Annotated in this window: 20 protein-coding genes, 6 tRNA genes and 1 pseudogene; 22 read left to right on the top strand and 5 right to left on the bottom strand. The window is 54.7% G+C overall.

The window, feature by feature from the left end; genetic code table 11:
* The first annotated feature begins 92 nt into the window (after positions 1-92).
* The 17 genes and pseudogenes from BISA_RS06145 to BISA_RS13325 all read left to right on the top strand — a co-directional run bounded on the left by BISA_RS06145 (position 93) and on the right by BISA_RS13325 (position 12,841).
* A tRNA-Gly gene (locus tag BISA_RS06145) sits at positions 93-165 on the top strand.
* Positions 166-194: 29 nt separating this feature from the next.
* A tRNA-Cys gene (locus BISA_RS06140) sits at positions 195-265 on the top strand.
* A gap of 42 nt (positions 266-307) precedes the next feature.
* Positions 308-382 (top strand) — tRNA-Val (locus BISA_RS06135).
* A 44-nt stretch (positions 383-426) separates the two neighbouring features.
* Positions 427-499, top strand: a tRNA-Val gene (locus BISA_RS06130).
* A 31-nt stretch (positions 500-530) separates the two neighbouring features.
* Positions 531-606: transfer RNA gene (locus BISA_RS06125), tRNA-Gly, on the top strand.
* Between the two features lie 276 nt (positions 607-882).
* Positions 883-2,916: a threonine--tRNA ligase gene (gene thrS, locus BISA_RS06120; RefSeq protein WP_033890850.1), complete on the top strand. Its 2,034-nt coding sequence runs from the start codon at positions 883-885 to the stop codon at positions 2,914-2,916.
* 97 nt (positions 2,917-3,013) lie between these two features.
* A complete protein-coding gene (locus BISA_RS06115; protein WP_033890849.1) occupies positions 3,014-3,769 on the top strand; it encodes a YebC/PmpR family DNA-binding transcriptional regulator in 756 nt (251 codons plus the stop codon).
* Between the two features lie 6 nt (positions 3,770-3,775).
* Entirely contained in the window at positions 3,776-4,360 is a 585-nt protein-coding gene (gene ruvC, locus BISA_RS06110; protein ID WP_033890847.1) for a crossover junction endodeoxyribonuclease RuvC, read from the top strand.
* A 64-nt stretch (positions 4,361-4,424) separates the two neighbouring features.
* On the top strand, positions 4,425-5,051 hold the full coding sequence (gene ruvA, locus BISA_RS06105; protein ID WP_033890846.1) for a Holliday junction branch migration protein RuvA: 627 nt from the start codon (positions 4,425-4,427) through the stop codon (positions 5,049-5,051).
* Positions 5,051-6,115, top strand: a complete 1,065-nt coding sequence (gene ruvB, locus BISA_RS06100) for a Holliday junction branch migration DNA helicase RuvB (protein WP_033890844.1) — start codon at positions 5,051-5,053, stop codon at positions 6,113-6,115. Before ruvA ends, ruvB begins: the two co-directional genes overlap by 1 nt.
* An 89-nt stretch (positions 6,116-6,204) precedes the next feature.
* The gene (locus tag BISA_RS06095) at positions 6,205-6,609 is read left to right on the top strand and encodes a preprotein translocase subunit YajC (RefSeq protein WP_081890043.1); all 405 of its coding nucleotides are present in this window, start codon (positions 6,205-6,207) and stop codon (positions 6,607-6,609) included.
* Positions 6,610-6,662: 53 nt separating this feature from the next.
* Positions 6,663-7,244 carry an adenine phosphoribosyltransferase gene (locus BISA_RS06090; RefSeq protein ID WP_033890841.1) on the top strand — a complete coding sequence of 194 codons (582 nt, stop codon included), beginning with the start codon at positions 6,663-6,665 and terminating at the stop codon, positions 7,242-7,244.
* A gap of 91 nt (positions 7,245-7,335) precedes the next feature.
* Positions 7,336-8,537, top strand: a pseudogene (sucC, locus tag BISA_RS11960) (ADP-forming succinate--CoA ligase subunit beta).
* Entirely contained in the window at positions 8,537-9,448 is a 912-nt protein-coding gene (sucD, locus tag BISA_RS06080; protein WP_033890840.1) for a succinate--CoA ligase subunit alpha, read from the top strand. Before sucC ends, sucD begins: the two are co-directional and overlap by 1 nt.
* Before the next feature lie 20 nt (positions 9,449-9,468).
* On the top strand, positions 9,469-10,797 hold the full coding sequence (locus BISA_RS11955; protein WP_474847207.1) for a cell division protein PerM: 1,329 nt from the start codon (positions 9,469-9,471) through the stop codon (positions 10,795-10,797).
* Positions 10,794-12,431, top strand: coding sequence for a bifunctional phosphoribosylaminoimidazolecarboxamide formyltransferase/IMP cyclohydrolase (purH, locus tag BISA_RS06070; protein ID WP_033890838.1), 1,638 nt, complete (start codon positions 10,794-10,796; stop codon positions 12,429-12,431). Before BISA_RS11955 ends, purH begins: the two co-directional genes overlap by 4 nt.
* Positions 12,432-12,538: 107 nt before the next feature.
* Positions 12,539-12,841 carry a DUF3017 domain-containing protein gene (locus BISA_RS13325; RefSeq protein WP_081890042.1) on the top strand — a complete coding sequence of 101 codons (303 nt, stop codon included), beginning with the start codon at positions 12,539-12,541 and terminating at the stop codon, positions 12,839-12,841.
* On the opposite strand, the gene BISA_RS06065 is transcribed toward BISA_RS13325, so the two are convergent.
* Positions 12,740-13,678, bottom strand: coding sequence for an MIP/aquaporin family protein (locus BISA_RS06065; protein WP_033890836.1), 939 nt, complete (start codon positions 13,676-13,678; stop codon positions 12,740-12,742). The genes BISA_RS13325 and BISA_RS06065 overlap by 102 nt on opposite strands.
* A 182-nt stretch (positions 13,679-13,860) precedes the next feature.
* Here BISA_RS06065 and BISA_RS06060 point away from each other — a divergent pair, with 182 nt between their 5' ends.
* Complete coding sequence (locus BISA_RS06060) at positions 13,861-14,631, top strand: pseudouridine synthase (protein WP_033890835.1); 771 nt, start codon at positions 13,861-13,863, stop codon at positions 14,629-14,631.
* Positions 14,628-16,757 carry a bifunctional cytidylate kinase/GTPase Der gene (gene der, locus BISA_RS06055; protein ID WP_033890834.1) on the top strand — a complete coding sequence of 710 codons (2,130 nt, stop codon included), beginning with the start codon at positions 14,628-14,630 and terminating at the stop codon, positions 16,755-16,757. The genes BISA_RS06060 and der overlap by 4 nt, the downstream gene beginning before the upstream one ends.
* Before the next feature lie 98 nt (positions 16,758-16,855).
* On the opposite strand, the gene BISA_RS06050 is transcribed toward der, so the two are convergent.
* Positions 16,856-17,323: an aminoacyl-tRNA deacylase gene (locus tag BISA_RS06050; protein WP_033890833.1), complete on the bottom strand. Its 468-nt coding sequence runs from the start codon at positions 17,321-17,323 to the stop codon at positions 16,856-16,858.
* 576 nt (positions 17,324-17,899) lie between these two features.
* Between BISA_RS06050 and BISA_RS12255 the strand changes: the two genes are divergently transcribed.
* The 3 genes from BISA_RS12255 to BISA_RS06035 all read left to right on the top strand — a co-directional run bounded on the left by BISA_RS12255 (position 17,900) and on the right by BISA_RS06035 (position 19,758).
* Complete coding sequence (locus BISA_RS12255; RefSeq protein WP_081890041.1) at positions 17,900-18,661, top strand: class I SAM-dependent methyltransferase; 762 nt, start codon at positions 17,900-17,902, stop codon at positions 18,659-18,661.
* Positions 18,662-18,792: 131 nt separating this feature from the next.
* Positions 18,793-18,866: transfer RNA gene (locus BISA_RS06040), tRNA-Pro, on the top strand.
* Between the two features lie 190 nt (positions 18,867-19,056).
* Positions 19,057-19,758: a DUF1206 domain-containing protein gene (locus BISA_RS06035; RefSeq protein ID WP_237746103.1), complete on the top strand. Its 702-nt coding sequence runs from the start codon at positions 19,057-19,059 to the stop codon at positions 19,756-19,758.
* Between the two features lie 171 nt (positions 19,759-19,929).
* Here BISA_RS06035 and BISA_RS06030 read toward each other — a convergent pair whose 3' ends face one another.
* From BISA_RS06030 to BISA_RS06020, 3 genes are read right to left on the bottom strand one after another with little or no spacing between them, the layout of a single operon-like run.
* Positions 19,930-20,226 carry a hypothetical protein gene (locus tag BISA_RS06030; RefSeq protein ID WP_051917373.1) on the bottom strand — a complete coding sequence of 99 codons (297 nt, stop codon included), beginning with the start codon at positions 20,224-20,226 and terminating at the stop codon, positions 19,930-19,932.
* A gap of 1 nt (position 20,227) precedes the next feature.
* A complete protein-coding gene (locus BISA_RS12525; RefSeq protein WP_081890040.1) occupies positions 20,228-21,187 on the bottom strand; it encodes a peptidoglycan recognition protein family protein in 960 nt (319 codons plus the stop codon).
* 16 nt (positions 21,188-21,203) lie between these two features.
* Positions 21,204-21,626 carry a hypothetical protein gene (locus BISA_RS06020; protein WP_033890832.1) on the bottom strand — a complete coding sequence of 141 codons (423 nt, stop codon included), beginning with the start codon at positions 21,624-21,626 and terminating at the stop codon, positions 21,204-21,206.
* Positions 21,627-21,668: the final 42 nt, after the last annotated feature.

Here is a 21,668-nt window from a genome sequence, read left to right as displayed (position 1 = left end):
TAATAAGGCGACACGCCGTGATTGGACGAACTACATGCATGTGAGTATAGTAATCACTCGTGCTTCGGCAGGGGAATCCTGCAGAGAGCATTGCGGACATAGCTTAGTTGGTAAAGCGCAACCTTGCCAAGGTTGAGACCGCGGGTTCGAGTCCCGTTGTCCGCTCTAGGTCCGACGAGTTGACAGACCTTTACGGTGGGTTAGCCAAGCGGTTAGGCAGCGGCCTGCAAAGCCGTATAGACGAGTTCGACTCTCGTACCCACCTCGAAGGACAGCGGATTCCATCTGCTGTCAACACAGCAGACCCGGGCGGTTGGCGCAGTGGTAGCGCACTTCCCTGACACGGAAGGGGTCACAAGTTCGAATCTTGTATCGCCCACCACGGATGAAGTAATTCATCGTGATAATTGAATACCGAATGATTTCGGGCGATTGGCGCAGCGGCTAGCGCACTTCGTTCACACCGAAGGGGTCGTAGGTTCGATTCCTACATCGCCCACTGAATCCTGCTTCTCACGGCAGGATTCTTTGCGGACATAGCTTAGTTGGTAAAGCGCAACCTTGCCAAGGTTGAGACCGCGGGTTCGAGTCCCGTTGTCCGCTCCACTTTGAAGACCTCGCTTCGGCGAGGTCTTCTTGTATTCCAACGCATAATCCGCTACTCGCAGCTGGTGGTTGTAATACGTGTGTTCCGACCGTAGGCTTGGCCGAACGGCCTTGAGTGTGTCGGAACACACGTATTACAACCACCAGCGCCCAATCCCGTTAACGATAACAACGCGTCTTCGCTATTGTCTGACGCAGTGCCTATCGTGTCCACTGTTGATTAACAGTCCAGGCCTGCACATTAGTAACGCGGACCCCGATAGCAAAGGACATATCATGGCGCAAGCTACCATCTCCATAACAGTCAACGGCGAAGCGAAGGAGGTGGAAGCAACCACCACTGGCGTAGAGCTGTTCGCGGAAGATAAGAACATCATCGCAGTCAAGATCAACGGCGAGAACCGTGACCTGTACACTCCTCTTTCCGACGGCGACTCCGTAATGCCTATTGCCCTCGATTCCGAGGACGGTCTCGCGATCATGCGTCACTCCGCCACCCATGTCATGGCTCAGGCCGTGCAGGAAATCTACCCGAACGCCAAGCTCGGTGTTGGTCCGGTCATCAAGGATGGCTTCTACTACGACTTCCAGGTCGACAAGCCCTTCACCCCGGAAGATCTGAAGGACATCGAAAAGCGCATGCAGCGCATCATCAAGTCTTCCCAGTCCTTCCGTCGCCGTTCCGTGACTGAGGAAGAGGCCCTGGCCGAGGAGACCGACCAGCCGTTCAAGATCGAGCTCATCAAGGATAAGGAAGCTCATCTCGACCCTGCCGCAGCCACCGAGATTTCCGAGAAGGAACTGAGCTTCTACGACAACGTCGACCGTGACGGCAACGTGGTCTGGAAGGATCTGTGCCGCGGTCCGCACCTGCCGAACACCCGCTACATCAAGGCGTTCAAGATCGAACGTTCCGCAGCCGCCTACTGGCGCGGTTCTGAGAAGAACCCGACCATGCAGCGTATCTACGGCACCGCTTGGGCTACCAAGGAAGACCTCAAGGCCTACCAGACCCGTCTGGAAGAGGCCGCCAAGCGCGATCACCGCAAGCTCGGCGCCGAGATGGATCTGTTCTCCTTCCCGGATGAGATCGGCCCGGGTCTGGCCGTCTTCCATCCGAAGGGTGCCGCCGTGATCAACGCGATGGAGGATTACTCCCGCGAGATGCACCGCAAGTACCACTACAGCTTCGTGCAGACCCCGCACATCACCAAGGGCGGTCTGTATGAGACCTCCGGCCACCTGCACTGGTACAAGGACGGCATGTACCCGCCGATGCACCTCGATGAGGAATATGATGCGGAAGGCAATGTGACCAAGCCGGGCGCCGACTACTACCTGAAGCCGATGAACTGCCCGATGCACAACCTGATCTTCAAGTCCCGCCAGCGCTCCTACCGTGAGCTGCCGCTGCGACTGTTCGAGTTTGGTACTGTGTACCGTTACGAGAAGTCCGGTGAGGTGCATGGCCTGACCCGCGTGCGTGGCTTGACTCAGGATGATTCCCACATCTACTGCACCCGCGAGCAGATGAAGGATGAGCTGACTAACCTGCTGACCTTCGTGCTGAAGGTGCTGCGCGACTTCGGTCTGTCCGACTTCTACCTGGAGCTCTCCACCAAGGATGAGAACAAGTACGTCGGCTCCGATGAGATTTGGGAGGAGGCCACCAATACTTTGCGTGAAGTGGCCGAGGCTTCTCACCTCAGCCTCGTGGCAGATCCGGGTGGTGCTGCCTTCTACGGTCCGAAGATCTCCGTGCAGGCCCGTGACGCCATCGGCCGCACCTGGCAGGTTTCGACCATTCAGCTTGACTTCAACCTGCCTGAGCGCTTCCAGCTTGAGTACATCGCCAAGGATGGAACCCACCAGCGCCCGGTGATGATTCACCGTGCCCTATTCGGTTCCATCGAGCGCTTCTTCGCTGTGCTGCTCGAGCACTATGCAGGTGCATTCCCGGCATGGCTGGCTCCTGTTCAGGTGCTTGGCGTTCCGGTTGCCGATGAGTTCGCTCCGCACCTAGCAGGCTTTATCAAGTCCCTTGAAGAAGACATGGTCCGTTGCGAGATTGATTACTCCGATGATCGTTTCGGCAAGAAGATTCGCAACGCTTCCAAGTCCAAGGTGCCGTTCATCCTCATCGTTGGTGAGGAAGACATGAACAACAACGCCGTGAGCTTCCGCTTCCGTGACGGTAGCCAGCTCAATGGTGTGCCGGTTGATCAGGCTCGTGAACAGATTCTCACCGTGATCAAGAAGCGCGTTCAGGTCAACTCCGTCGACGACTTCAAGGCCGCCGTCGAAGACTGATCTCATTCCTTAATTCCAGGCCGGTAGTTGGCTATGTCTGATTACCGGCCTACAATCATTCCGTTTGACAACATTCGTTTAATCGCTAGGAGCACCAATGTCAGGTCATTCCAAGTGGGCGACCACCAAGCACAAGAAGGCCGCTATCGACGCTAAGCGCGGCAAGCTCTTCGCCAAGCTCATCAAGAACATCGAAATCGCTGCCCGTCTCGGCGGTGGCGACCCGGACGGCAACCCGTCCCTGTATGACGCCATCTACAAGGCCAAGAAGGCCTCTATGCCGGCCGACAACATCGCCCGCGCCGTCAAGCGTGGCTCCGGTGCCGAAGATGGTGCCGCCAACTACGAGGACATCGTGTACGAGGGCTACGCTCCGGCAGGCGTCGGCCTCATCATCGAGTGCCTTACCGATAACCGTAACCGTGCTGCTGCTGAAGTCCGCTCCACCCTGACCAAGGGCAACGGCTCCTTGGCTACCTCTGGTTCCGTGTCCTTCAACTTCGAGCGCAAGGGCCAGATCGTGGTTCCTTCCGAAGGCGTGGATTACGACAAGCTCTTCGAAACCGCCGCTGAGGCTGGTGCCGAAGACGTGACCGATGACGGCGAAGTCTACACTGTTATCACCGGCCCGTCCGATCTGTTTGTGGTTCGTAAGGCCCTGCAGGAGGCTGGTTTCGATTACGATTCCGCCGATCAGGTCATGCAGCCGAAGAACGAGGTTGAGCTGAGCCTCGAAGATGCTCGCAAGGTCTCCAACCTCATTGATAAGCTCGACGATCTTGACGATGTGCAGAACATCTACTCCAACTGGACCGCTTCCGATGAGGTTATGGCCCAGCTTGACGAGGAGTAATCTTCAGTGATTATCCTTGGCGTCGATCCCGGGCTTACACGCTGCGGGGTCGGCGTGATTGAAGCCGGCGAACATCGCCGGCTTTCGTTTATTCACGTCGACGTAGTGCGTTCATCCCCGGATATCTCTCAGGATCTACGATTGTTGGCCATTTACAATGGGCTGTCGGAAAAAATGGATCGTTTCGCCCCGGACAGCGTATCCATCGAACGCGTTTTCGCGCAATCCAACCGCAATACCGTACTTGGCACGGCGCAAGCCGCAGGTCTTGCCATGCTTGCTGCTGCGCAACGCAATATTCCAGTTGCTCTGCATACACCGACCGAAGCAAAACTGGCTATCACCGGCAATGGCCAAGCACAGAAGATTCAGGTGGAGCGCATGGTGACGCGCATTCTGAACCTCACTAAGATGCCGACGCCCGCCGATGCCGCTGATGCTTTGGCTTTGGCCATCTGCCACGCGTTACGCCCTGCTGGAGCTCTGCAAGGCGGAGAACGAGAACAACATTTGACCCCGGCACAACGGCAATGGGCCGAAGCGGCACAGCATATGGCCAAGCGACGTATCAATCACGACCGAGGTATGTAGTATACTTCGAACAGTTGTTCGATTACATGTGCATGAGAGCACCACGGCGTGAAAGGATGCATGGATGATTGGAATGCTGACCGGTCGCGTTGAATCGGTGGACGCCGATACAGCGCTTATTGACGTTGGGGGAGTGGGCTACGAAGTTCGCATGGCCGCATCCGATCTCGGTAGAATTCATGCCGGTCAAGAGGCTCGCGTCTACACCTATATGAATATCTCTCAGGATGCCGTCACTCTGCATGGTTTTTTGGATAGGGATGCCAAGAAAACATTCCTTCAACTCATCAAAGTATCCGGCATCGGTCCAAAAGTCGCGCAATCATTACTTTCCACATTGACTCCAATCCAACTCGCTCATGCTATTGCCGATAATGATGCGGTAGCCCTTGCCAAAGCACCTGGTCTCGGCAAAAAAGGTGCGCAAAAAATAATTCTTGAGCTCAAGGGGTCAATTGACCTGAGTCAAATCGATGAGGCCCATACTGCCGAAACCGCTGTACGTCAGCCTGTGGATACCGGCACGGAACAAGTCGTGGAAGGTTTGATTTCACTGGGATGGCGTCAACAGGACGCGCAGCAGGCAGTAAAGGAAGCCATTACGGATAACGATATCAATACGCCGCTGGCCGCTGAAGATGTGCCTCGCGTGTTGCGTTTCGCCCTCGCACTCATGGATAGGGGACGGTAATGAACGAATCACTTGATTTCGGTACGTCAAACACCGGCGCAAATGAGGAATCCCTGCGCATGGTGTCCTCACAGCCCATTGGCAACGAACCCGTCAGCGACGAGGAGCTGCGCCCTCATGTCTTGGATGGCTTTATTGGCCAGCCAAGACTGAAGGCTCAGCTCCAGCTGTTCCTGGATGCCGCGCGTAAGCGCGACGTGCCACCGGATCATATTTTGCTTGCAGGCCCTCCTGGACTTGGCAAAACCACACTGGCGATGATTGTGGCTAACGAATTGGAAGTTCCAATACGTGTCACTTCAGGACCAGCTGTTCAGCATGCCGGTGATTTGGCTTCAATACTGAGCTCATTGGATACCGGCGAAGTTCTGTTCATCGATGAGATTCACCGACTGCCTCGCGCCGCGGAAGAGCTGCTCTACATTGCTATGGAGGATTTCCGCGTGGATGTGATGGTGGGCAAAGGACCTGGTGCGAGCTCCATTCCACTCACCCTTCCCCGATTTACCGTGATCGGCGCTACCACGCGCGAAGGCATGCTGCCCAGCCCGTTAAGAGCACGTTTCGGCTTCACTGCCCATTTGGATTTCTACCCGCATGAAGAGCTGGAGAAGCTCATCGATCGCTCGGCGAACGTGTTGGGTGTGAACCTCGATGAGGGCTCGGCGCATGAAATGGCGCTGCGATCGCGCGGCACACCGCGAATCGCGAACCGACTGCTGCGCCGCGTACGCGATTGGGCCATTGTTCATGACCTGATTGTGGTGCACCCAGCAGATGTCAAAGAGGCGCTGTCCTTGTATCAGATCGACTCCGAAGGTTTGGATCGTTTGGACATTGCGGTATTGAACGCCATAGTGCGTAACTTCAATGGTGGTCCGGTCGGTCTTAATAACCTTGCGGCTATGGTCGGCGAGGAATCCGAAACCGTGGAGACGGTTTGCGAACCATATCTGGTACGCGAAGGTTTCCTTGTCCGCACGCCAAAGGGCCGTGTAGCCACACAGAAAGCATGGCAGCACCTGGGATTGACTCCCAGCGATGATGTCAGCAAGCTCTTCTAAACTTTAGCCTGTTTGCATAATCCGGTTATGTGTCAATCTTTGCCGTAGCCGATGTTCTAAAGGAGTTTTCCGTGGATTCTTCATACGTAATGATTATCGTGATGATCGTGGTCATCGGCGGTATGATGTGGTGGCAGTCCAAGAAAGCCAAGCAGCAGCAGGCCGAGAAGCAGGACTTTCGTCGTAATCTGCAGCCTGGCACCGAAATCATTACCATCGGTCAGGTTATCGGCAAGGTCGTGGAAGTCGATGAGCAGTACGAGGAGATCGTCATCGATTCCGAAGGTTCCAAGATGCGTTTTGCCTTCAACGCCATCGCTCGTGAATACACTCGTCCGGCCTACGTTTCCGATGATGAGGTAGACGAGAACGGCAACCCACTGCCGACCGACGAACAAGACGCTCCAGCCAACGATGAGGCCGGTCAAGAGCCCATCGACACCACCACCGTCGAAACTGAAGACGGCAACAAGAACGAAACTGAGACCAAGTAATTTCTTGTATTCAACAGCACACGTAACCACACGATCAAAAGGCGAATAGCACAATGGCACAGTCTGACATCACCATCGAAGCACTGAGCAAAGTAGGCCAGGAAGATGCCGAATACATGGTATCTCTGGTGCGTTCCGTACCCGGTTTTCCCAAGGAAGGCATTATCTTCCGTGATTTCATGCCGGTAATTGCCGATCCTCGTGGTTTGAAGATCCTGTTGAAGGCTCTTGAGGAGACTCTTCCCGTCAGCCCTGACGAATTCGATGCCGTTGCCGGACTCGAATCTCGTGGTTTCCTGTTTGGTCCTGCTCTTGCTGCACATCTCGGCAAAGGCTTTATCGCCGTGCGCAAGGCAGGCAAGCTGCCTCCTGAAACCATCGGAGAGTCCTACGACCTGGAATACGGTACAGCCAGCGTGGAAATCGAAACTGAAGCAGTTGCCAAGGGTGAGCGTGTGCTTATCGTCGATGATCTCATCGCCACGGGCGGCACCGCCAAAGCCGCGGCTGACCTCATTGAAAAGGCGGGCGGCAAGGTAGCCGGCTTCAGCTTCGTCATGAAGCTCAACGGTCTGGACGGTATCGACAAGCTCGGTGGCGTTCCGGTGAGCTCCCTCATCTCGATGCCCGCTTGATTCGTCTCACCAATTAATCTCCGCTTTTATTGTCCGGCATGTACCATGTACAGTTACATGCCGGATTATTCATTTCATCAGGGAAGGATTCATGGACCTTTACGAATACCAGGCACGAGAGTTGCTTGAGGAACAGGACATCCCCACCCGGGTGCCATTTTTGCCCAGAACTCCCATGAAGTTGCCGAAGCAGCAGATAAAATCGGCTATCCCTGCGTTATCAAGGCACAGGTGAAAATCGGACACCGTGGGCAGGCGGGCGGTGTAAAGATTGCGCATAACCGTGACGAGGCCATTCTCGAATCGGAGAGCATCCTGCCAATGACCATTCACGGGCACAAGGTGTCCGGCGTGCTGGTGGCCGAGGCTAAAAACATTCTGCACGAATACTATGTATCCATCTCCGTAGACCGCACTTCCCGTGATTTCGATGTGCTCGCCACCGCCAATGGTGGTACCGAAGTCGAGGAAATCGCTAAGGAACATCCGGAATCCGTAAAGCGTCTCCATATCGAGGCACTGGGTGATTTCGATCTTGTCGCAGCGACCAAGATGGCCGAGAGCATTGGCTTCTACCATGCCGACGTTGATCAGGCGGCTCAAATTCTGCTGAAAATGTGGCATTGCTTCAAGGACAATGACGCCACACTGGTGGAAATCAACCCTCTGGCCAAGATTGGCGATCCGGATGATGAGTCCACCAAGCAGCTGTGCGCACTTGATGCCAAGATTTCTCTGGATGATAATGCAGCCTTCCGCCACGACGGTTGGACTCGCTTTGTTGATCCCATTGTTCCTGACCCCTTCGAGCAGAAGGCTCGTGAGCATGGATTACACTATGTGCATCTGCACGGCGAGGTCGGTGTTATCGGCAATGGTGCAGGTCTGGTGATGAGCTCTCTGGATGCTGTTTCCGGCGCTGGCGAAGAGCAAGGAACAGGCATTAAGCCGGCCAACTTCCTCGATATCGGCGGTGGCGCATCGGCAGCGGTTATGGCCAGCAGTCTCGAAATCGTGCTGTCCGACCCGCAGGTCGAATCGGTATTCATCAATGTCTACGGTGGCATCACCTCCTGCGTTGAAGTGGCCAATGGCATTCTTGAAGCCGTGAAGACGCTTGGCAGTTCCAAGCCCATCGTGGTTCGTTTCGACGGCAATGCCGCAGCAGAAGGCCTGCATATTCTGTCCGAGGCCGCCAACCCCACCATTCACGTATCTGAAACTATGGAGGGCGCAGCCCAGAAGGCCGCACAGCTTGCCGCTGAAGCCACCCAGTCCAAGGAGATTCACTGATGCTGTTTGTTGAAGACGGTGCACCTGTCATCGTACAGGGTATGACCGGTCATCAGGGCATGACTCATACCGCACGCATGCTCAAGGCCGGTACCAATATTGTCGGTGGCGTTAATCCGCGAAAGGCTGGAACTTCGGTAACGTTTGCCGGTGCGCATAACGGTGAAGATGTTGATATTCCGGTATTTGCTACCTGCCAGGACGCTCGTGAAGCAACTGGCGCCAAGGCAAGCGTGGTGTTTGTGCCTCCGCGATTTGCCAAAAATGCTGTGGTCGAAGCTGTGGAAGCCGGCATTGAGCTCATCGTGGTGATTACCGAAGGCATTCCGGTTGCCGACTCCGCGTATTTCGTCGAGCTAGCCAATGAAAAGGGCGTTCGCATCATCGGACCGAACTGCCCAGGCCTCATCACTTTGGGCAATCCCGGTGTAAATCTGGGCATTATTCCGGATGGTATCGTCGGCCGCGGCCCGCTTGGTCTGGTTTCCAAGTCCGGAACCCTGACCTATCAGCTGATGGGTGAGCTTTCCGACATTGGCTTTACTGCATGCCTTGGCGCTGGCGGTGACCCCATCGTGGGTACCACGCTGCTGGAAGCGCTGGAAGCATTCGAAGCGGATCCGAACACCAAGGCTGTCATGATGATTGGTGAAATCGGTGGTTTCGCCGAACAGGAAGCTGCAGCTTGGGCTAAGGAGCACATGACCAAGCCAGTAGTCGCCTATATTGCCGGATTCACTGCTCCTGAAGGTAAGCAGATGGGTCATGCTGGAGCTATTGTTTCTGGAGGCAAGGGCACGGCTCAGGACAAGAAGAACGCTCTTGAAGCTGCCGGCATCCCTGTAGGCAAAACTCCAGGACAGGCTGCGCAAATCATGCGTGACGTCCTTGCTGAAAACCACATTAACTGATCGCGTATAGAACGGTCTTTATGAAAACATTGATACGCCGATGGATGCGGGGGATTGTAGTATCCCTCGCATCCTTGGCAGTATATGCCATTGCTCTAGGTTGTTTTATCGCATTGATGCTGCTAGTCATCTCTATGGAAGAGGGAGGTGACAATCTCACTGACAGCACCATACCTCTGACGAAAGCAATAATGCTGCTGAGCGAAGGCTCCGGGTTTGAAACCGATTCAATAAAACTCACTATCATTCCATTGCTACTTACTGTTTTGCTGATATGGCTTATCGATACGATGGCAGTTCGCCTGAAAGCAGTAGGCATCCATGAATTCGCAGCCGGCTTGATTGCATGGCTCATCATCAACGAATATTGCCGACGCTCTCTCAATGGTGGACTCGTCGATGCGCAATGGGTTGTATTAGCCAAAGCAGCTTTGATATTTATTCTTGGATATGCATTGGCATTGCTGATTCATTCCGAAGTCATTTTGTCGTTGAATCAGCGATTGCATAGTGTGCTATCCGTTGAAGCCATCAGATGTATTAAACTCGGCATCTTCCTAGGGCTTACTATTCTGGGCCTGTATTTGTTGGCCGGTCTGATCACTGTAATCGTTTGGATAGCATTGAACAATGCTGCAGTGGTCTCGATTTTCACCATGTCGGGGATGGAAACAGGTTCAAGAATCCTGACCAGCATCGCCATGATAATTTGGCTTCCCAACGTAATGATTTGGGCTATCTCATGGTTGGTTGGCGCAGGTTTTGCCGTTGGCGATCTTGCCAACTTCACATTGTGGGTCGGGCAATCCAGTTCACTGCCGGCAGTCCCGGCGTTCGGCATTTTCCCCGAACCGGTGACCAATGAGATTTGGCGGACAGTGGCCATGTGCACACCGTTTATCATCGCATTCATCACTGGCCTATTGATACTGTTCCTGCCTCGGGGATTCCGCTACCGCCCTATGAAAGTGCGCGACGCACAGATACGAAGCTCCGTGATACTGGATCTGCTTTATCCTGCTGCATCGTTCTCAATCAGCGCCGTAATCATTTCTTTGGGCTCTTCGTTGTGCTTTGTTTTGTCCAACGGCTCTCTAGGCAGTCATCGACTCGCCAATGTCGGTGTCAATGTCATGGCATCCACTAGGGCTGTGGGCCATCCGGCTGCATTGGGACTTGCCGCGGCATGGCTCATCGCACTGATTGGCACAGCGCTTGTTTTTTCGATATTCTGGATAGTTGGAAAAGCCAAGTCTTCCAACACCACTGTTCAGACGGCTCGTAGCACAGCTTCCAAGCCGCACTCAGACGTGTCACAATCCCAAAAATCCAAGGAGGAACAAGGATGACAAACACGAACAGGCCGATACGACGGGCACTGGTTTCCGTTTTCCATAAGGAAGGGATCGAAGTACTCGCCGACGCGTTCGTGAAGGCAGGTACCGAGGTCGTGTCTACCGGCTCGACCGCCAAGAAGCTTGCAGAGCTAGGTGTCAAGGTCACTGAAGTGTCCGACGTCACCGGTTTCCCCGAATGCTTGGACGGACGTGTCAAGACGCTGCACCCGTACATTCATGCCGGCATTCTGGCGGATATGACTAATCCTGAGCATGCCAAGCAGCTCGAAGAGTTTGGTATTAAGCCATTCGATTTGGTCGTTGTCAATCTGTATCCGTTCGCGGATACCGTGCGCTCCGGAGCCAATGAAGCTGATACCATCGAAAAAATCGATATCGGCGGCCCTTCTATGGTGCGTGGCGCAGCCAAGAACCATGCAACCGTAGCCATTGTGACCGATCCGGCTGATTATGCATTGGTTGCTGCTCGCGTGGCCGATGGTACCGGATTCTCTCTGGAAGAGCGTAAGTGGCTTGCCGCTAAGGCCTTCGCACACACTGCGGCCTACGATGCCACAATCAACGAATGGACTTCCAAGCACTGGACGAAGCCCGCTTCTCTTGAATCTGCAGAAGTGGATAAGGATGATCAGGGTACCGAGGTTGATTCTCAGAAGTTCCCGGCTCAGTACACGCGAACCTGGGATCGTGCTCATACACTGCGTTACGGTGAGAACTCTCATCAGCAGGCCGCCCTGTACATTGATCCGCTCAACCAGACCGGTTTCGCTCACGCCGAGCAGCTCGGCGGCAAGCCGATGAGCTACAACAACTACGTGGATGCCGATGCCGCATGGCGCACCGTGTGGGATATGGCTCCGTCCATTGCTGTGGCTGTGGTCAAGCACAACAACCCGTGTGGTCTGGCCATCGGTGCCACCGCTGCCGAAGCCCACAAGAAGGCACATGCCTGCGACCCGATGAGCGCTTACGGTGGCGTGATTGCCTGCAATTCCAAGGTGACACTCGAAATGGCCGAAAGTGTTCGCCCGATTTTCACTGAAGTCATCGTAGCTCCTGATTACGAGCCGGAAGCTCTGGAACTGCTGCAAACCAAGAAGAAGAACCTGCGTATTTTGAAGGTTGCAGAACCACCGAAGGGCCACGAATCCGTGCGCCAGATTGATGGCGGCTTGCTGGTGCAGGATACTGACCTTATCAATGCCACCGGCGATGATCCGGATGCTTGGAAGTTGGTTTCCGGTGAAGCTGCTGATGCCGATACCCTGAAGGATCTGGTGTTTGCTTGGCGTGCAATTCGTTGCGTAAAGTCCAACGCCATCCTGCTGGCTCACGATCAGGCAACGGTTGGTATTGGCATGGGTCAGGTCAATCGTGTGGATTCCTGCCACTTGGCCGTCGAGCGTGCCAATACGCTGGCTGATGGCGCTGATCGTGCCACCGGTTCCGTTGCCGCTTCCGATGCGTTCTTCCCGTTCGCCGATGGTGCCCAGGTACTCATCGATGCCGGTGTGAAGGCTATCGTGCAGCCTGGCGGTTCCATCCGCGATGAGGAGGTCATCGAAGCAGCTAAGAAGGCTGGCGTGACCATGTATCTGACCGGTACCCGTCACTTCTTCCACTGATCGACGCTAATGAGTCACAGTATTACTCATTAGTACTCAGTAATAAGGCTCCTCTCGTATACTGACGAGAGGAGCCTTGTCGTATCCAGATTGTAAGAAAGAGCACCATGCATAATCATCCGTATGTTTCCGAAGCGCATGAAGGCAAACCCTGGTTCGAGTGGATCGTGCTTGGCGTTGTTGTGGTTATTACTGTCATAGCGGCATGCGGATACACAATGGCCGCCACGGTGTTACTTTCCGTGACGGCCATGAGTACGGGACTCATCCGATTAGTGTTACGAGAGAAGAGTCCGTGGAAGGTGCGCTCAGTGGCGTTCGACTCCTTCATCGGAATCGCTCTGGGAATCGGCCTGCTGATCACGTACTTCAGCTTCTTCGGCCTGTTCTCCAGTTCCTTCCTCCACTGAATCAAATGATTCCTGTGCTGCGCCATCGTTCGCTACGGCAGCCGCAGCATCTTCGACAGACTCAGCCTTCAGCTTCGGCGTGGTAGCCATTTGCACCACAATCATTGCCAGAGCCACAATAGCGGCGGCAAGTACTGGGGCAAGCCAGAAGACCCAAAGCTGCTGCACCGGGTTCTGAGTCAGACCCTCGTTCATGGCTGCAAGAGCAATACCAGTGGAACGAGCCGGGTTCAGGCCGGCACCAGTCACCGGATAGCTGATGGCCACGGCAATGCCATAAGCGCCACCCATAATCAGCGGATAACGGTCTGTGGATTCATTGTCCTTGCCGATAGCGGACATCGCAGCTGCCACCACAATCAGCGAAGCAACAACCTCCACCACAATCGCCAATGTTATAGAGAAAGTAATGCCGTACTGGGTAAGCAGGCTGTAAGACACCGAACCCTGTTCAAAACCGTTGATAGCAGGGGAGAGCCATACCTTGGCTGCGACCTGCTCGGAAGTCGGCAGCAGCTTGACTACAGCGAAGGCAGCGGCAACGGCGCCGATGACCTGCGCGATGATATACAAAATGCCATCCACCACATTGGTTTTGGAGGTCAGTACTGCAGCTACAGTGACAGCCGGGTTCAAATGGCCGCCTGATACACGGGCAAACAATGCGGTGATCACCGCATAAGCCAAGCCGGTGGCTAGCGGCACAAAGACAACATTGACGCCATATACGGCAGAACCCCAGGTGGAGAATGCGTAGATGGCGAAGCACAGCAGTAGGCTACCGGCCAGTTCGGCGCAGACGCGCAAAGCCAGCGGCTGTTGCTTGGTTTCTTCCATAGTTGTAATCCTTTTCATCTGTTGGAAGGCGGGCGAACCCGCACAAACGTTTGCCAGTCTATCAGTAGTCCGCCTTTCTGGTATTATGTAAAGGTTGGAATTGGCTGAGAATTTCAGCCGCCAATATACGTATTAGATTTCAGGTTGGCTTTTACAACCTGCCCGGCCACGTTGGGAGAACGATGCCACACGCATATTCTCGCGCTGAAAAAGCGCATGATGATTCTAATTCCATTCGTCTGCAGAAACTGCTTGCCCAAGCCGGCTTCGGTTCCCGCCGTAAGTGTGAGGAAATGATTACCGATGGTCGTGTTGAGGTGGACGGCGAACTGGTTACCGAACTTGGTTCCCGAGTAAATCCCAAGACTCAGCAGGTGCGCGTGGATGGTTCTCGCGTACGTGTGAATCCGAACCATGTAACCCTTGCCTTGAACAAGCCGCGCAAGGTGCTCTCCGCGATGGAGGATCCGAAGGGCCGCTACACGCTGCGCGACATCGTGGGAGATAAGTACGAGCGTATCTTCCATATGGGTCGTTTGGATTATGATTCCGAAGGCCTCATCCTCATGACCAATGATGGTGAACTGTCCCAGCATGTCATGCACCCGAAGTACGAGGTCGAGAAGACCTATATTGCCACCGTGGAAGGCAAGCTGTCCGGCACTGTGTGCCGTCGTCTGGTGAAGACCGGCGTGCAGCTCGATGACGGCTGGATTAAGCTTGATCACTGTGCCATCATTGATGCCAACCGTGATTACACGATGGTCAAGGTGGTGCTGCACTCCGGCAAGAATCGTATTGTGCGCCGAATCTTCGGTTCCATCGGCTTCCCGGTGAAGCGTCTGGTACGCACCCAGATTGGCCCGATCAAGCTCGGCGATCTGAAGTCCGGCTCCTACCGCGTACTGTCTCAGACCGAGGTTCGTTCACTGTCCAAGGAGGTTGGCCTGTGATTCGCGTTGCCATTGATGGCCCTGCTGGTGTAGGCAAATCGTCTACTTCCAAGGCGCTGGCCAAGTACTTCGGATACGCCTATCTTGATACCGGTGCCATGTACCGTGCCTGCGCATGGTGGTGCCTCAAGCAAGGCATTGATTTGGATGCCGAAACTGTGGATGAGCGTATTGTGACCGAAGCGGTGGGTGAGTTCTTCACCGGCGATCATTTCGATATCTCCGTTGATCCGGATGCTCCTGGCGTATTCGCTGATGGGGAGAATATTTCCGAGGCGATTCGTTCCTCTGAGGTCTCTTCTCATGTGTCCAAGGTTTCCAATGTGATTCCGGTGCGCAATGTGCTTATTGCCGCACAACGCGCTTACATTGCACGAGAAGCTTCCGTCGATTCCTTCTCTGGCGGTCTGGGCATTGTGGCTGAAGGCCGCGATATCACCACTGTGGTGGCTCCGGATGCCGAAGTACGTGTGCTGTTGACCGCCCGCGAGGAAGTCCGACAGGCTCGTCGTACCGGTCAAGCTGATGCCGGTGTTGGCGCGGAGGATGTCGCTGCTCGTGACAAGGCGGATTCCAAGGTCACCAGCTTCCTGACCGCAGCCGATGGCGTTACCACCATCGATAACTCTGATATGGATTTCGAGCATACGCTCGATGTGCTTATCGGCTTGGTGGAAGACGCAATCGAGAATCAGGAATACGAGCAGTACGCCGCCAATCTCCAAGGCTATGATCTGGATGAGGCGGATGAGGCTCTGATCTCCGGACGAGGTTTTACTGAAGGCTCCAGCAAGTCCGGTCCCAAGCCGGTTGGCGTGCTCGCTGTGGTGGGCCGCCCGAATGTGGGCAAGTCCTCTCTGGTGAATCGTATTCTTGGCCGTCGTGCTGCAGTGGTTGAAGATACTCCAGGTGTGACTCGCGACCGTGTGAGCTATGACGCCGAATGGGCCGGTACTGATTTCAAACTGGTGGATACCGGTGGTTGGGAAGCCGATGTGGAAGGCATTGATTCCGCTATTGCTTCTCAGGCACAGGTGGCTGTGCAGTTGGCTGATGCTGTGGTGTTCGTAGTAGACGCTCAGGTGGGTATGACTGATACCGACGAGCGTATCGTCAAGATGCTGCGCGCGGCTGGCAAACCGGTCACGTTGGCTGTCAATAAAATTGACGATCAGGCCAGCGAATACATGGCTGCCGAATTCTGGAAGCTTGGCTTGGGCGAACCGTATGCGGTTTCCGCTATGCACGGTAGAGGTATGGGTGAACTGCTCGATGCTGCAATCGATAAGCTGAAGAAGGCCGAAAAGACCTCCGGTTTCCTGACCCCATCCAATTTGCGTCGCATCGCTCTTGTGGGTCGCCCGAATGTGGGCAAATCCTCACTGCTGAACCAACTGGCTCGTGAAGAGCGTTCCGTGGTTAACGATTTGGCTGGTACCACGCGCGATCCGGTTGATGAAATCATCGACATTGATGGCGAGTATTGGCTATTCATCGATACCGCAGGCATCAAGCGCCGCCAGCATAAGCTGACTGGTGCGGAATACTATTCCTCACTGCGTACGCAGGCCGCCATCGAGCGCTCCGAATTGGCTCTGATTTTGTTTGACGCTTCTCAGCCGATTTCCGATCAGGATTTGAAGGTTATGTCTACCGCAGTAGATGCCGGCCGAGCAATTGTGCTGGTGTTCAACAAGTGGGATGCGATGGATGAATTCGACAAGCAACGCCTCGAGCGTTTGTGGAACACCGAATTCGACCGTGTGACATGGGCTCAGCGCGTAAATCTTTCCGCCAAGACCGGCTGGCATACGAATCGTCTGGCCAATGCAATGCATACGGCATTGGAATCCTGGGATCAGCGTATTCCCACCGGTAAGCTCAATGCGTTCCTTGGCAAGATTCAGGCCGCGCATCCGCATCCGCTGCGCGGTGGCAAGCAGCCTCGCATTCTGTTCGCCACACAAGCTTCCACGCGTCCGCCGCGTTTCGTAATCTTCGCCACCGGCTTCCTGGAGCACGGCTACCGCCGCTACATCGAACGCCAGCTTCGCGAGGAATTCGGCTTCGAGGGCACGCCGATTCAGATTTCGGTGAACATCCGCGAAAAGAAGAAGCGCAAGTAGTGTTCTAGCGCGGTGTGCCGGCGATGCTGCTTGTATGAAGATAGGGGTCTTGCCTGATGCTTGATGAGCATCAGGCAGACCCCTATACGCGTTGTTGCCTACTTCAGGTATTCGTCGCTGTTGAAATAGCCGGCGATATCATTGCTGTCGATGATGAGCTCAGGTGCGATGGCGAGTGTGTGGTGTGCATCTTCCGTACCGCAATACACTATGTCATGCTCCAGAAGGCTGTTGTCAAAGAACATATGCACACCGTTCAGGAACAACGGACCGACCGTGCCAACATCGTAGCCTGTACGCTCCTTGACTATCTCCGGTGATGCCAGATGGATCTGATGCAATCCCAAAGCACGGCCGAGCTGCCGCCATTTCAGATGTCCCACAGCGGAAGCGACAACAGCGAACACGCCTTCCTTGGACTCGACGATATAGGTGGCTGCAGCCTTGGTGACGTCGAACACCTTCGCGCCCGATTCCAAATCGACAATCGCAATCTCGTGCTCGATAATCCGGGCCTGATTAGGATGTAGTTCCGCGAATTGCTTGATTTGTTCAAAACTGACCATGTCGCGTGCCTCCGTTGACTACACATCCGAGTCCGTACTCAAGATTCCCCTGCACTTCCCGTAAGTGCGCATCTAACAATTATATAAATGCTGCAGTCTGCCTTTCCAACTTATGACCGCGCGAGCTAATCCGGGCATAAGAGAAAAGCCACCACAGAAAACCGTGATGGCTGTAAATCGTGTAAGCGAAGGATCTAGAGCAATCTCCAAATCGGTTTCAGCAGAAGGTCAAGAATCCTATGCGTGATTCCTGCCCGAGTCCAGAAGATCTTCCTACGAATCCGGTAGAAGCGCGAGGGTTTTGTACTCCCAGAGATTCTTCACATGGTAAGTGCACCAAATCAGGCATTTCCTCAGTTCCCTGTGTGTGAGATCGGGATTGCCGCCTCCGTCATGGACGGGCGTTATGAAGGAAAGAAAGTGACTGCCGTGAACGTGCACGTTGTAGTGCCACCGTTGGTCTGTTCGACAATCAATATCGCCTGATGATAGCTGGCGACTTTATCGGTCATGTTCGTCTTCCTTGACTCGGCGGCGTGGATTCGGCCTAGTTAGTCAAGTGCTTAAGCTGAAGGTATGGAACAGACGAAATTTCACGGCAAGGCTCGAGTCTATGCGAAAGGAAGGCCGGGCTATCCCGCAACGGTAATCCGGTACATCGATGATTTGATGCGGCGCGAACTTGGAGAGACTGCTCGCGAAAATGCGACAATCGCGGATATAGGAGCCGGCACCGGTAAATTTACCAGTGTCATTGCCGGTTTAGGTTTACCTGTTCATGCTGTAGAACCAGATGCGGATATGCGTACGGAACTGGTTCAACATATGCGTGAGTTCGCCAATGTGACTGTTCATGACGGCACCGCCGACTATACGGGACTTCCGGCACAGAGCGTAGACGTTATCACCGTGGCTCAGGCAATGCACTGGTTCAACCCGGACCGGTTCTCGGCCGAATGCCAGCGCATCGCGCGTGATGGACGGTATCTGCTGGTGTCGCTATACAACGTCACATCGTTCGATTCGGCATTGCGTGAAGATCAACACGATGAGGATGGCGACATCATCACGGGCAGCATCCGGCACTTCGAAGACACGACAGCCGCGTTTTTCCAGAATCCCAAGCTTCACACATTTCCCAACCCGATTCATTACACACGTAAGTCCTGGCAAGCGTATATGGACTCGCACTCGCATAGTCCACTGCCGACTGACCAGGATTATGCCTCCTATCGGTCATGGGTCAATACGTTGTTCGATCAGCGTGCAACTAATGGAATAATGACCGACGATACCGTCTGTATGGTGGCAAGCGAGTTGGTGCGATTCGGCATATAATGCATTGCGGCTATAGCCTATATGCTATGTTGGAATCCAACTGCCATGAATCATCCTCCCATGCGACACGCATCTGATTTTGAGTGATTGGCAATGCATGGTAGATTACCTGACTGTTGCTTTTGCAGCATCGGACCATAGCGCAGTTTGGTAGCGCACTTGACTGGGGGTCAAGGGGTCGCGGGTTCAAATCCCGCTGGTCCGACTTTTCGAGACCATTGGAAACAGGCCGCTTTGCCTTACGGGAGTAGGGCTGAGCGGCTTTTTCGTTTTCACCCGATTTCACTCTTTTTCGACCGTTTTCCAGAAAAAAGTGCCCAAAATGTGCCCAAAAAAGAGGGAGGGAATCGTTGCATCGCACTGGATATTCCATGCTCCGCGTACCATTGCCGAACATGATGTTGAGAATCGATTCCGACCGTCTGCAGACCAAACTGCAGGAACGTCGGGAATTCATCGGCTTCGTGTCGAAAGCTACTCATGGAGTGGCCCTCGTGGAGGGATTCTTTCTGATTCTTTCCGCGTTCACGGCCGGATTGCCGTCATGGCTTGCCATGGCGCTGGGTTTCGTTGCCGTTATGGTGACCCTGTATTCGCTTGTCGGGCTTATCATTACTTGGAGAAAAGGCTACAACGCTGAGGAATTGTATCAGGAGTTGAAAGATATGGACAGGACGGAGAAGCATAGCAGCATCATCGCCATCAATGACGGTAACCGCTACCTCCTCTACCATGACCGGCAGTGGGGATGCGATTTCTTCCCGAACCATGCCACCGCCGATAACGAGACCGAGAATGTTCGGCTGCTCTCGGATTATCTTTCAACCGGTTTCGACATTCCGAAGGACGATTTCACTCTCATCCGAGTCACCGATGAGACGCATGAGAAGTACTCGACCGAGCATGAGGAGAACCGCGTATACGATTACACGCTCTACAAGGCGCATATAAAACGCATGCCCGACGCGTGGAGGAGCGAACGGTTCCACGTGGATTCCAAGGACTGCCGCTGGATGACCTGCGATGAGATGCTGTCCGATGAGACCATTCGCAGAATCAACCATGATGTGGTCTCGATGGTTAGGGACCACGCCTGACTTCCATACGGCATAAACAGAAACACCGCCCCGCACTCCTGTAAATAGGGGAGTGCAGGGCGGTGTTGTTTTCAGGCGTGGATTATTCCACTAGGAGTTCATGAGCGGGAAAAATTTTTCCCACGATTGCGATTTTTCGTGGGTTCGCGATTTTCCGCCCGGTTTTTAACATCACTTGCCGTTGAGTCGCACCGGGTTGTATGCGACACCGAATGCTGCGGCGATGACGCCTGCGGCGCTGGAGATGTAGGCTCCGACCTGTGGGTCTCCGAACGCGCTCACACCCAATCCGATGACGCCGGCGATGAGCGTGACCACGTAGATCACGGTGCGCACGGTGTCGTTGAACACGGGAGTGTAGCCACTGGTCGTAGTGGTTTCGGTGGCTTTGTGGTCTGCGACGCCGGGCGTGTTCGTGGTCTCGGTTTCGGTAATGGTTTCTTCTACGTCTACTGGGGTGACTGCCATGTTATTTCTCCTCCTTAGTGTCGGTGGTTTCCGTTGCGGTTTCAACGGTCTTGTTCTGGTTGGTGAGCGTGATGCTCAGATTGGCCAATGCGGCGTTGACGCTGGTCTTGACCGCAGCCGTGATATCCTCCGGGCTTGCGCCGATGTTCTTCGCCAACGTTTCCAACGCCTTCGTCTGCGCGGTCTCGTAAGCCAATGTGCGGGCCTGCACGAGGTCGGTGATCTGCTGTGCGCGCACCCACCACGGGGCACCCTTGCTGGCGTGCATGAGCTTGACGCCTGCGGTCTCCAAAACCTTCATCTGGTCCGGGTTGCTCAAACCGGTCAAACCGGTCTCGGGACTCCAGTAGTAGACGAGTCCGGTGTCGTCGTTGCGGATCATGAGAGCGCAGCTCATATCGATATCCTCCTGTTTGGTTGTGGTTGTGTTGTTGGTGGTTGGCGCTGATGCGCCGTTGGTCATGTGGTCGTACCATTGCTGGGCTCGGGCCATGTATGCGGCGTTCTGCGAGCCGGCCAGCGAGGCCGGGCATTGGGTGGAGCTGAAACGGCTGTGAGGGAACACGTTGACCATCCACGTGGGTTTGCCCAGGCCATAGTGCTTGCATAATGCGGCCACGAGATGCGCGCCGTTGTCCAGCGTGGCTTCCGAGATGAGCCATGGATTGGAGCTGATGTCGGCATGCTCGATGCTGATGGATTCGAGGTTTGCGGTCCAATCGCCGCATGCCCACGCGGTGTTCGTATCCCACACGAGCTGGCCGATGCGGCCGTACGAGTCCACCTGGTAGTGTGCGCTGGATTGGCGGGTCTGCCAGGTGTTCCAGCAGCCGCGGATGCTCAGGTTCGCCGCATTGTGGTGCAATACGAGGTACCTGATCCTATGGTTTTGGCGGCCGGCGGTGTAATGCTTGGTCATGATGAGGTTCTCGTCAGCCTCGAGGGTCTCCCAATTCTTCATGAGGATTCCTCCTTTCCTATTGCTGGTACGTCCAGTTGCAGGCGGCTTCGCGCCGCACGTAGTCGTTCTTCAACGCCTCGTAGCGTGCGTGACCGTATCCGTTGCCGCCGAGGTCGATGTATTCCTTGCCGGCCTCCAATTGGCGTTCGTGCTGGTTGCGGGAACGAGTGTGGTTGAACAGTTCAAGTCGGAGCACGTCCAATCGCAGTTCCCTGCGGTCACGTTCCGACGATTCCAGCCGCTCGTAGTCGCGATCCAACTTGGACTGCAAGTCGCGTATAGTGCTCGAATCCGCCAACGCTGCGTCGAGCTCGTCGCGGGTGATGGTCATGTCCCGCTTGCTGACTCGTTCCAGCACCCATGCGGTGATGGTTCCGGTGGCTCCACTACCTATCACGGCGGTGACTATCACCACCCATACCGGAATCGTCTCAGTCATAGGCTCATGGCCTCCTCCTTCTGATTGACTCCCTTGAAACCC

Origin of the sequence: Bifidobacterium saguini DSM 23967 (assembly GCF_000741715.1) — a bacterium.
Lineage (GTDB): Bacteria > Actinomycetota > Actinomycetes > Actinomycetales > Bifidobacteriaceae > Bifidobacterium > Bifidobacterium saguini.
This window is presented reverse-complemented; position numbering and strand designations above follow the sequence as displayed.

What these genes read in the sequence shown, in the direction of transcription:
- BISA_RS06115 (WP_033890849.1), top strand. Translation starts at nt 3,014, where the DNA reads ATGTCAGGTCATTCCAAGTGGGCGACCACCAAGCACAAGAAGGCCGCT.
- BISA_RS06065 (WP_033890836.1), bottom strand. Translation starts at nt 13,678, where the DNA reads ATGGAAGAAACCAAGCAACAGCCGCTGGCTTTGCGCGTCTGCGCCGAA.
- BISA_RS13325 (WP_081890042.1), top strand. Translation starts at nt 12,539, where the DNA reads ATGCATAATCATCCGTATGTTTCCGAAGCGCATGAAGGCAAACCCTGG.
- sucD (WP_033890840.1), top strand. Translation starts at nt 8,537, where the DNA reads ATGCTGTTTGTTGAAGACGGTGCACCTGTCATCGTACAGGGTATGACC.
- thrS (WP_033890850.1), top strand. Translation starts at nt 883, where the DNA reads ATGGCGCAAGCTACCATCTCCATAACAGTCAACGGCGAAGCGAAGGAG.
- BISA_RS12255 (WP_081890041.1), top strand. Translation starts at nt 17,900, where the DNA reads ATGGAACAGACGAAATTTCACGGCAAGGCTCGAGTCTATGCGAAAGGA.
- BISA_RS06095 (WP_081890043.1), top strand. Translation starts at nt 6,205, where the DNA reads ATGATTATCGTGATGATCGTGGTCATCGGCGGTATGATGTGGTGGCAG.
- BISA_RS06090 (WP_033890841.1), top strand. Translation starts at nt 6,663, where the DNA reads ATGGCACAGTCTGACATCACCATCGAAGCACTGAGCAAAGTAGGCCAG.
- BISA_RS06030 (WP_051917373.1), bottom strand. Translation starts at nt 20,226, where the DNA reads ATGGCAGTCACCCCAGTAGACGTAGAAGAAACCATTACCGAAACCGAG.
- purH (WP_033890838.1), top strand. Translation starts at nt 10,794, where the DNA reads ATGACAAACACGAACAGGCCGATACGACGGGCACTGGTTTCCGTTTTC.
- BISA_RS06035 (WP_237746103.1), top strand. Translation starts at nt 19,057, where the DNA reads ATGATGTTGAGAATCGATTCCGACCGTCTGCAGACCAAACTGCAGGAA.
- BISA_RS06050 (WP_033890833.1), bottom strand. Translation starts at nt 17,323, where the DNA reads ATGGTCAGTTTTGAACAAATCAAGCAATTCGCGGAACTACATCCTAAT.
- BISA_RS12525 (WP_081890040.1), bottom strand. Translation starts at nt 21,187, where the DNA reads ATGAAGAATTGGGAGACCCTCGAGGCTGACGAGAACCTCATCATGACC.
- ruvB (WP_033890844.1), top strand. Translation starts at nt 5,051, where the DNA reads ATGAACGAATCACTTGATTTCGGTACGTCAAACACCGGCGCAAATGAG.
- ruvA (WP_033890846.1), top strand. Translation starts at nt 4,425, where the DNA reads ATGATTGGAATGCTGACCGGTCGCGTTGAATCGGTGGACGCCGATACA.
- BISA_RS06020 (WP_033890832.1), bottom strand. Translation starts at nt 21,626, where the DNA reads ATGACTGAGACGATTCCGGTATGGGTGGTGATAGTCACCGCCGTGATA.
- BISA_RS11955 (WP_474847207.1), top strand. Translation starts at nt 9,469, where the DNA reads ATGAAAACATTGATACGCCGATGGATGCGGGGGATTGTAGTATCCCTC.
- BISA_RS06060 (WP_033890835.1), top strand. Translation starts at nt 13,861, where the DNA reads ATGCCACACGCATATTCTCGCGCTGAAAAAGCGCATGATGATTCTAAT.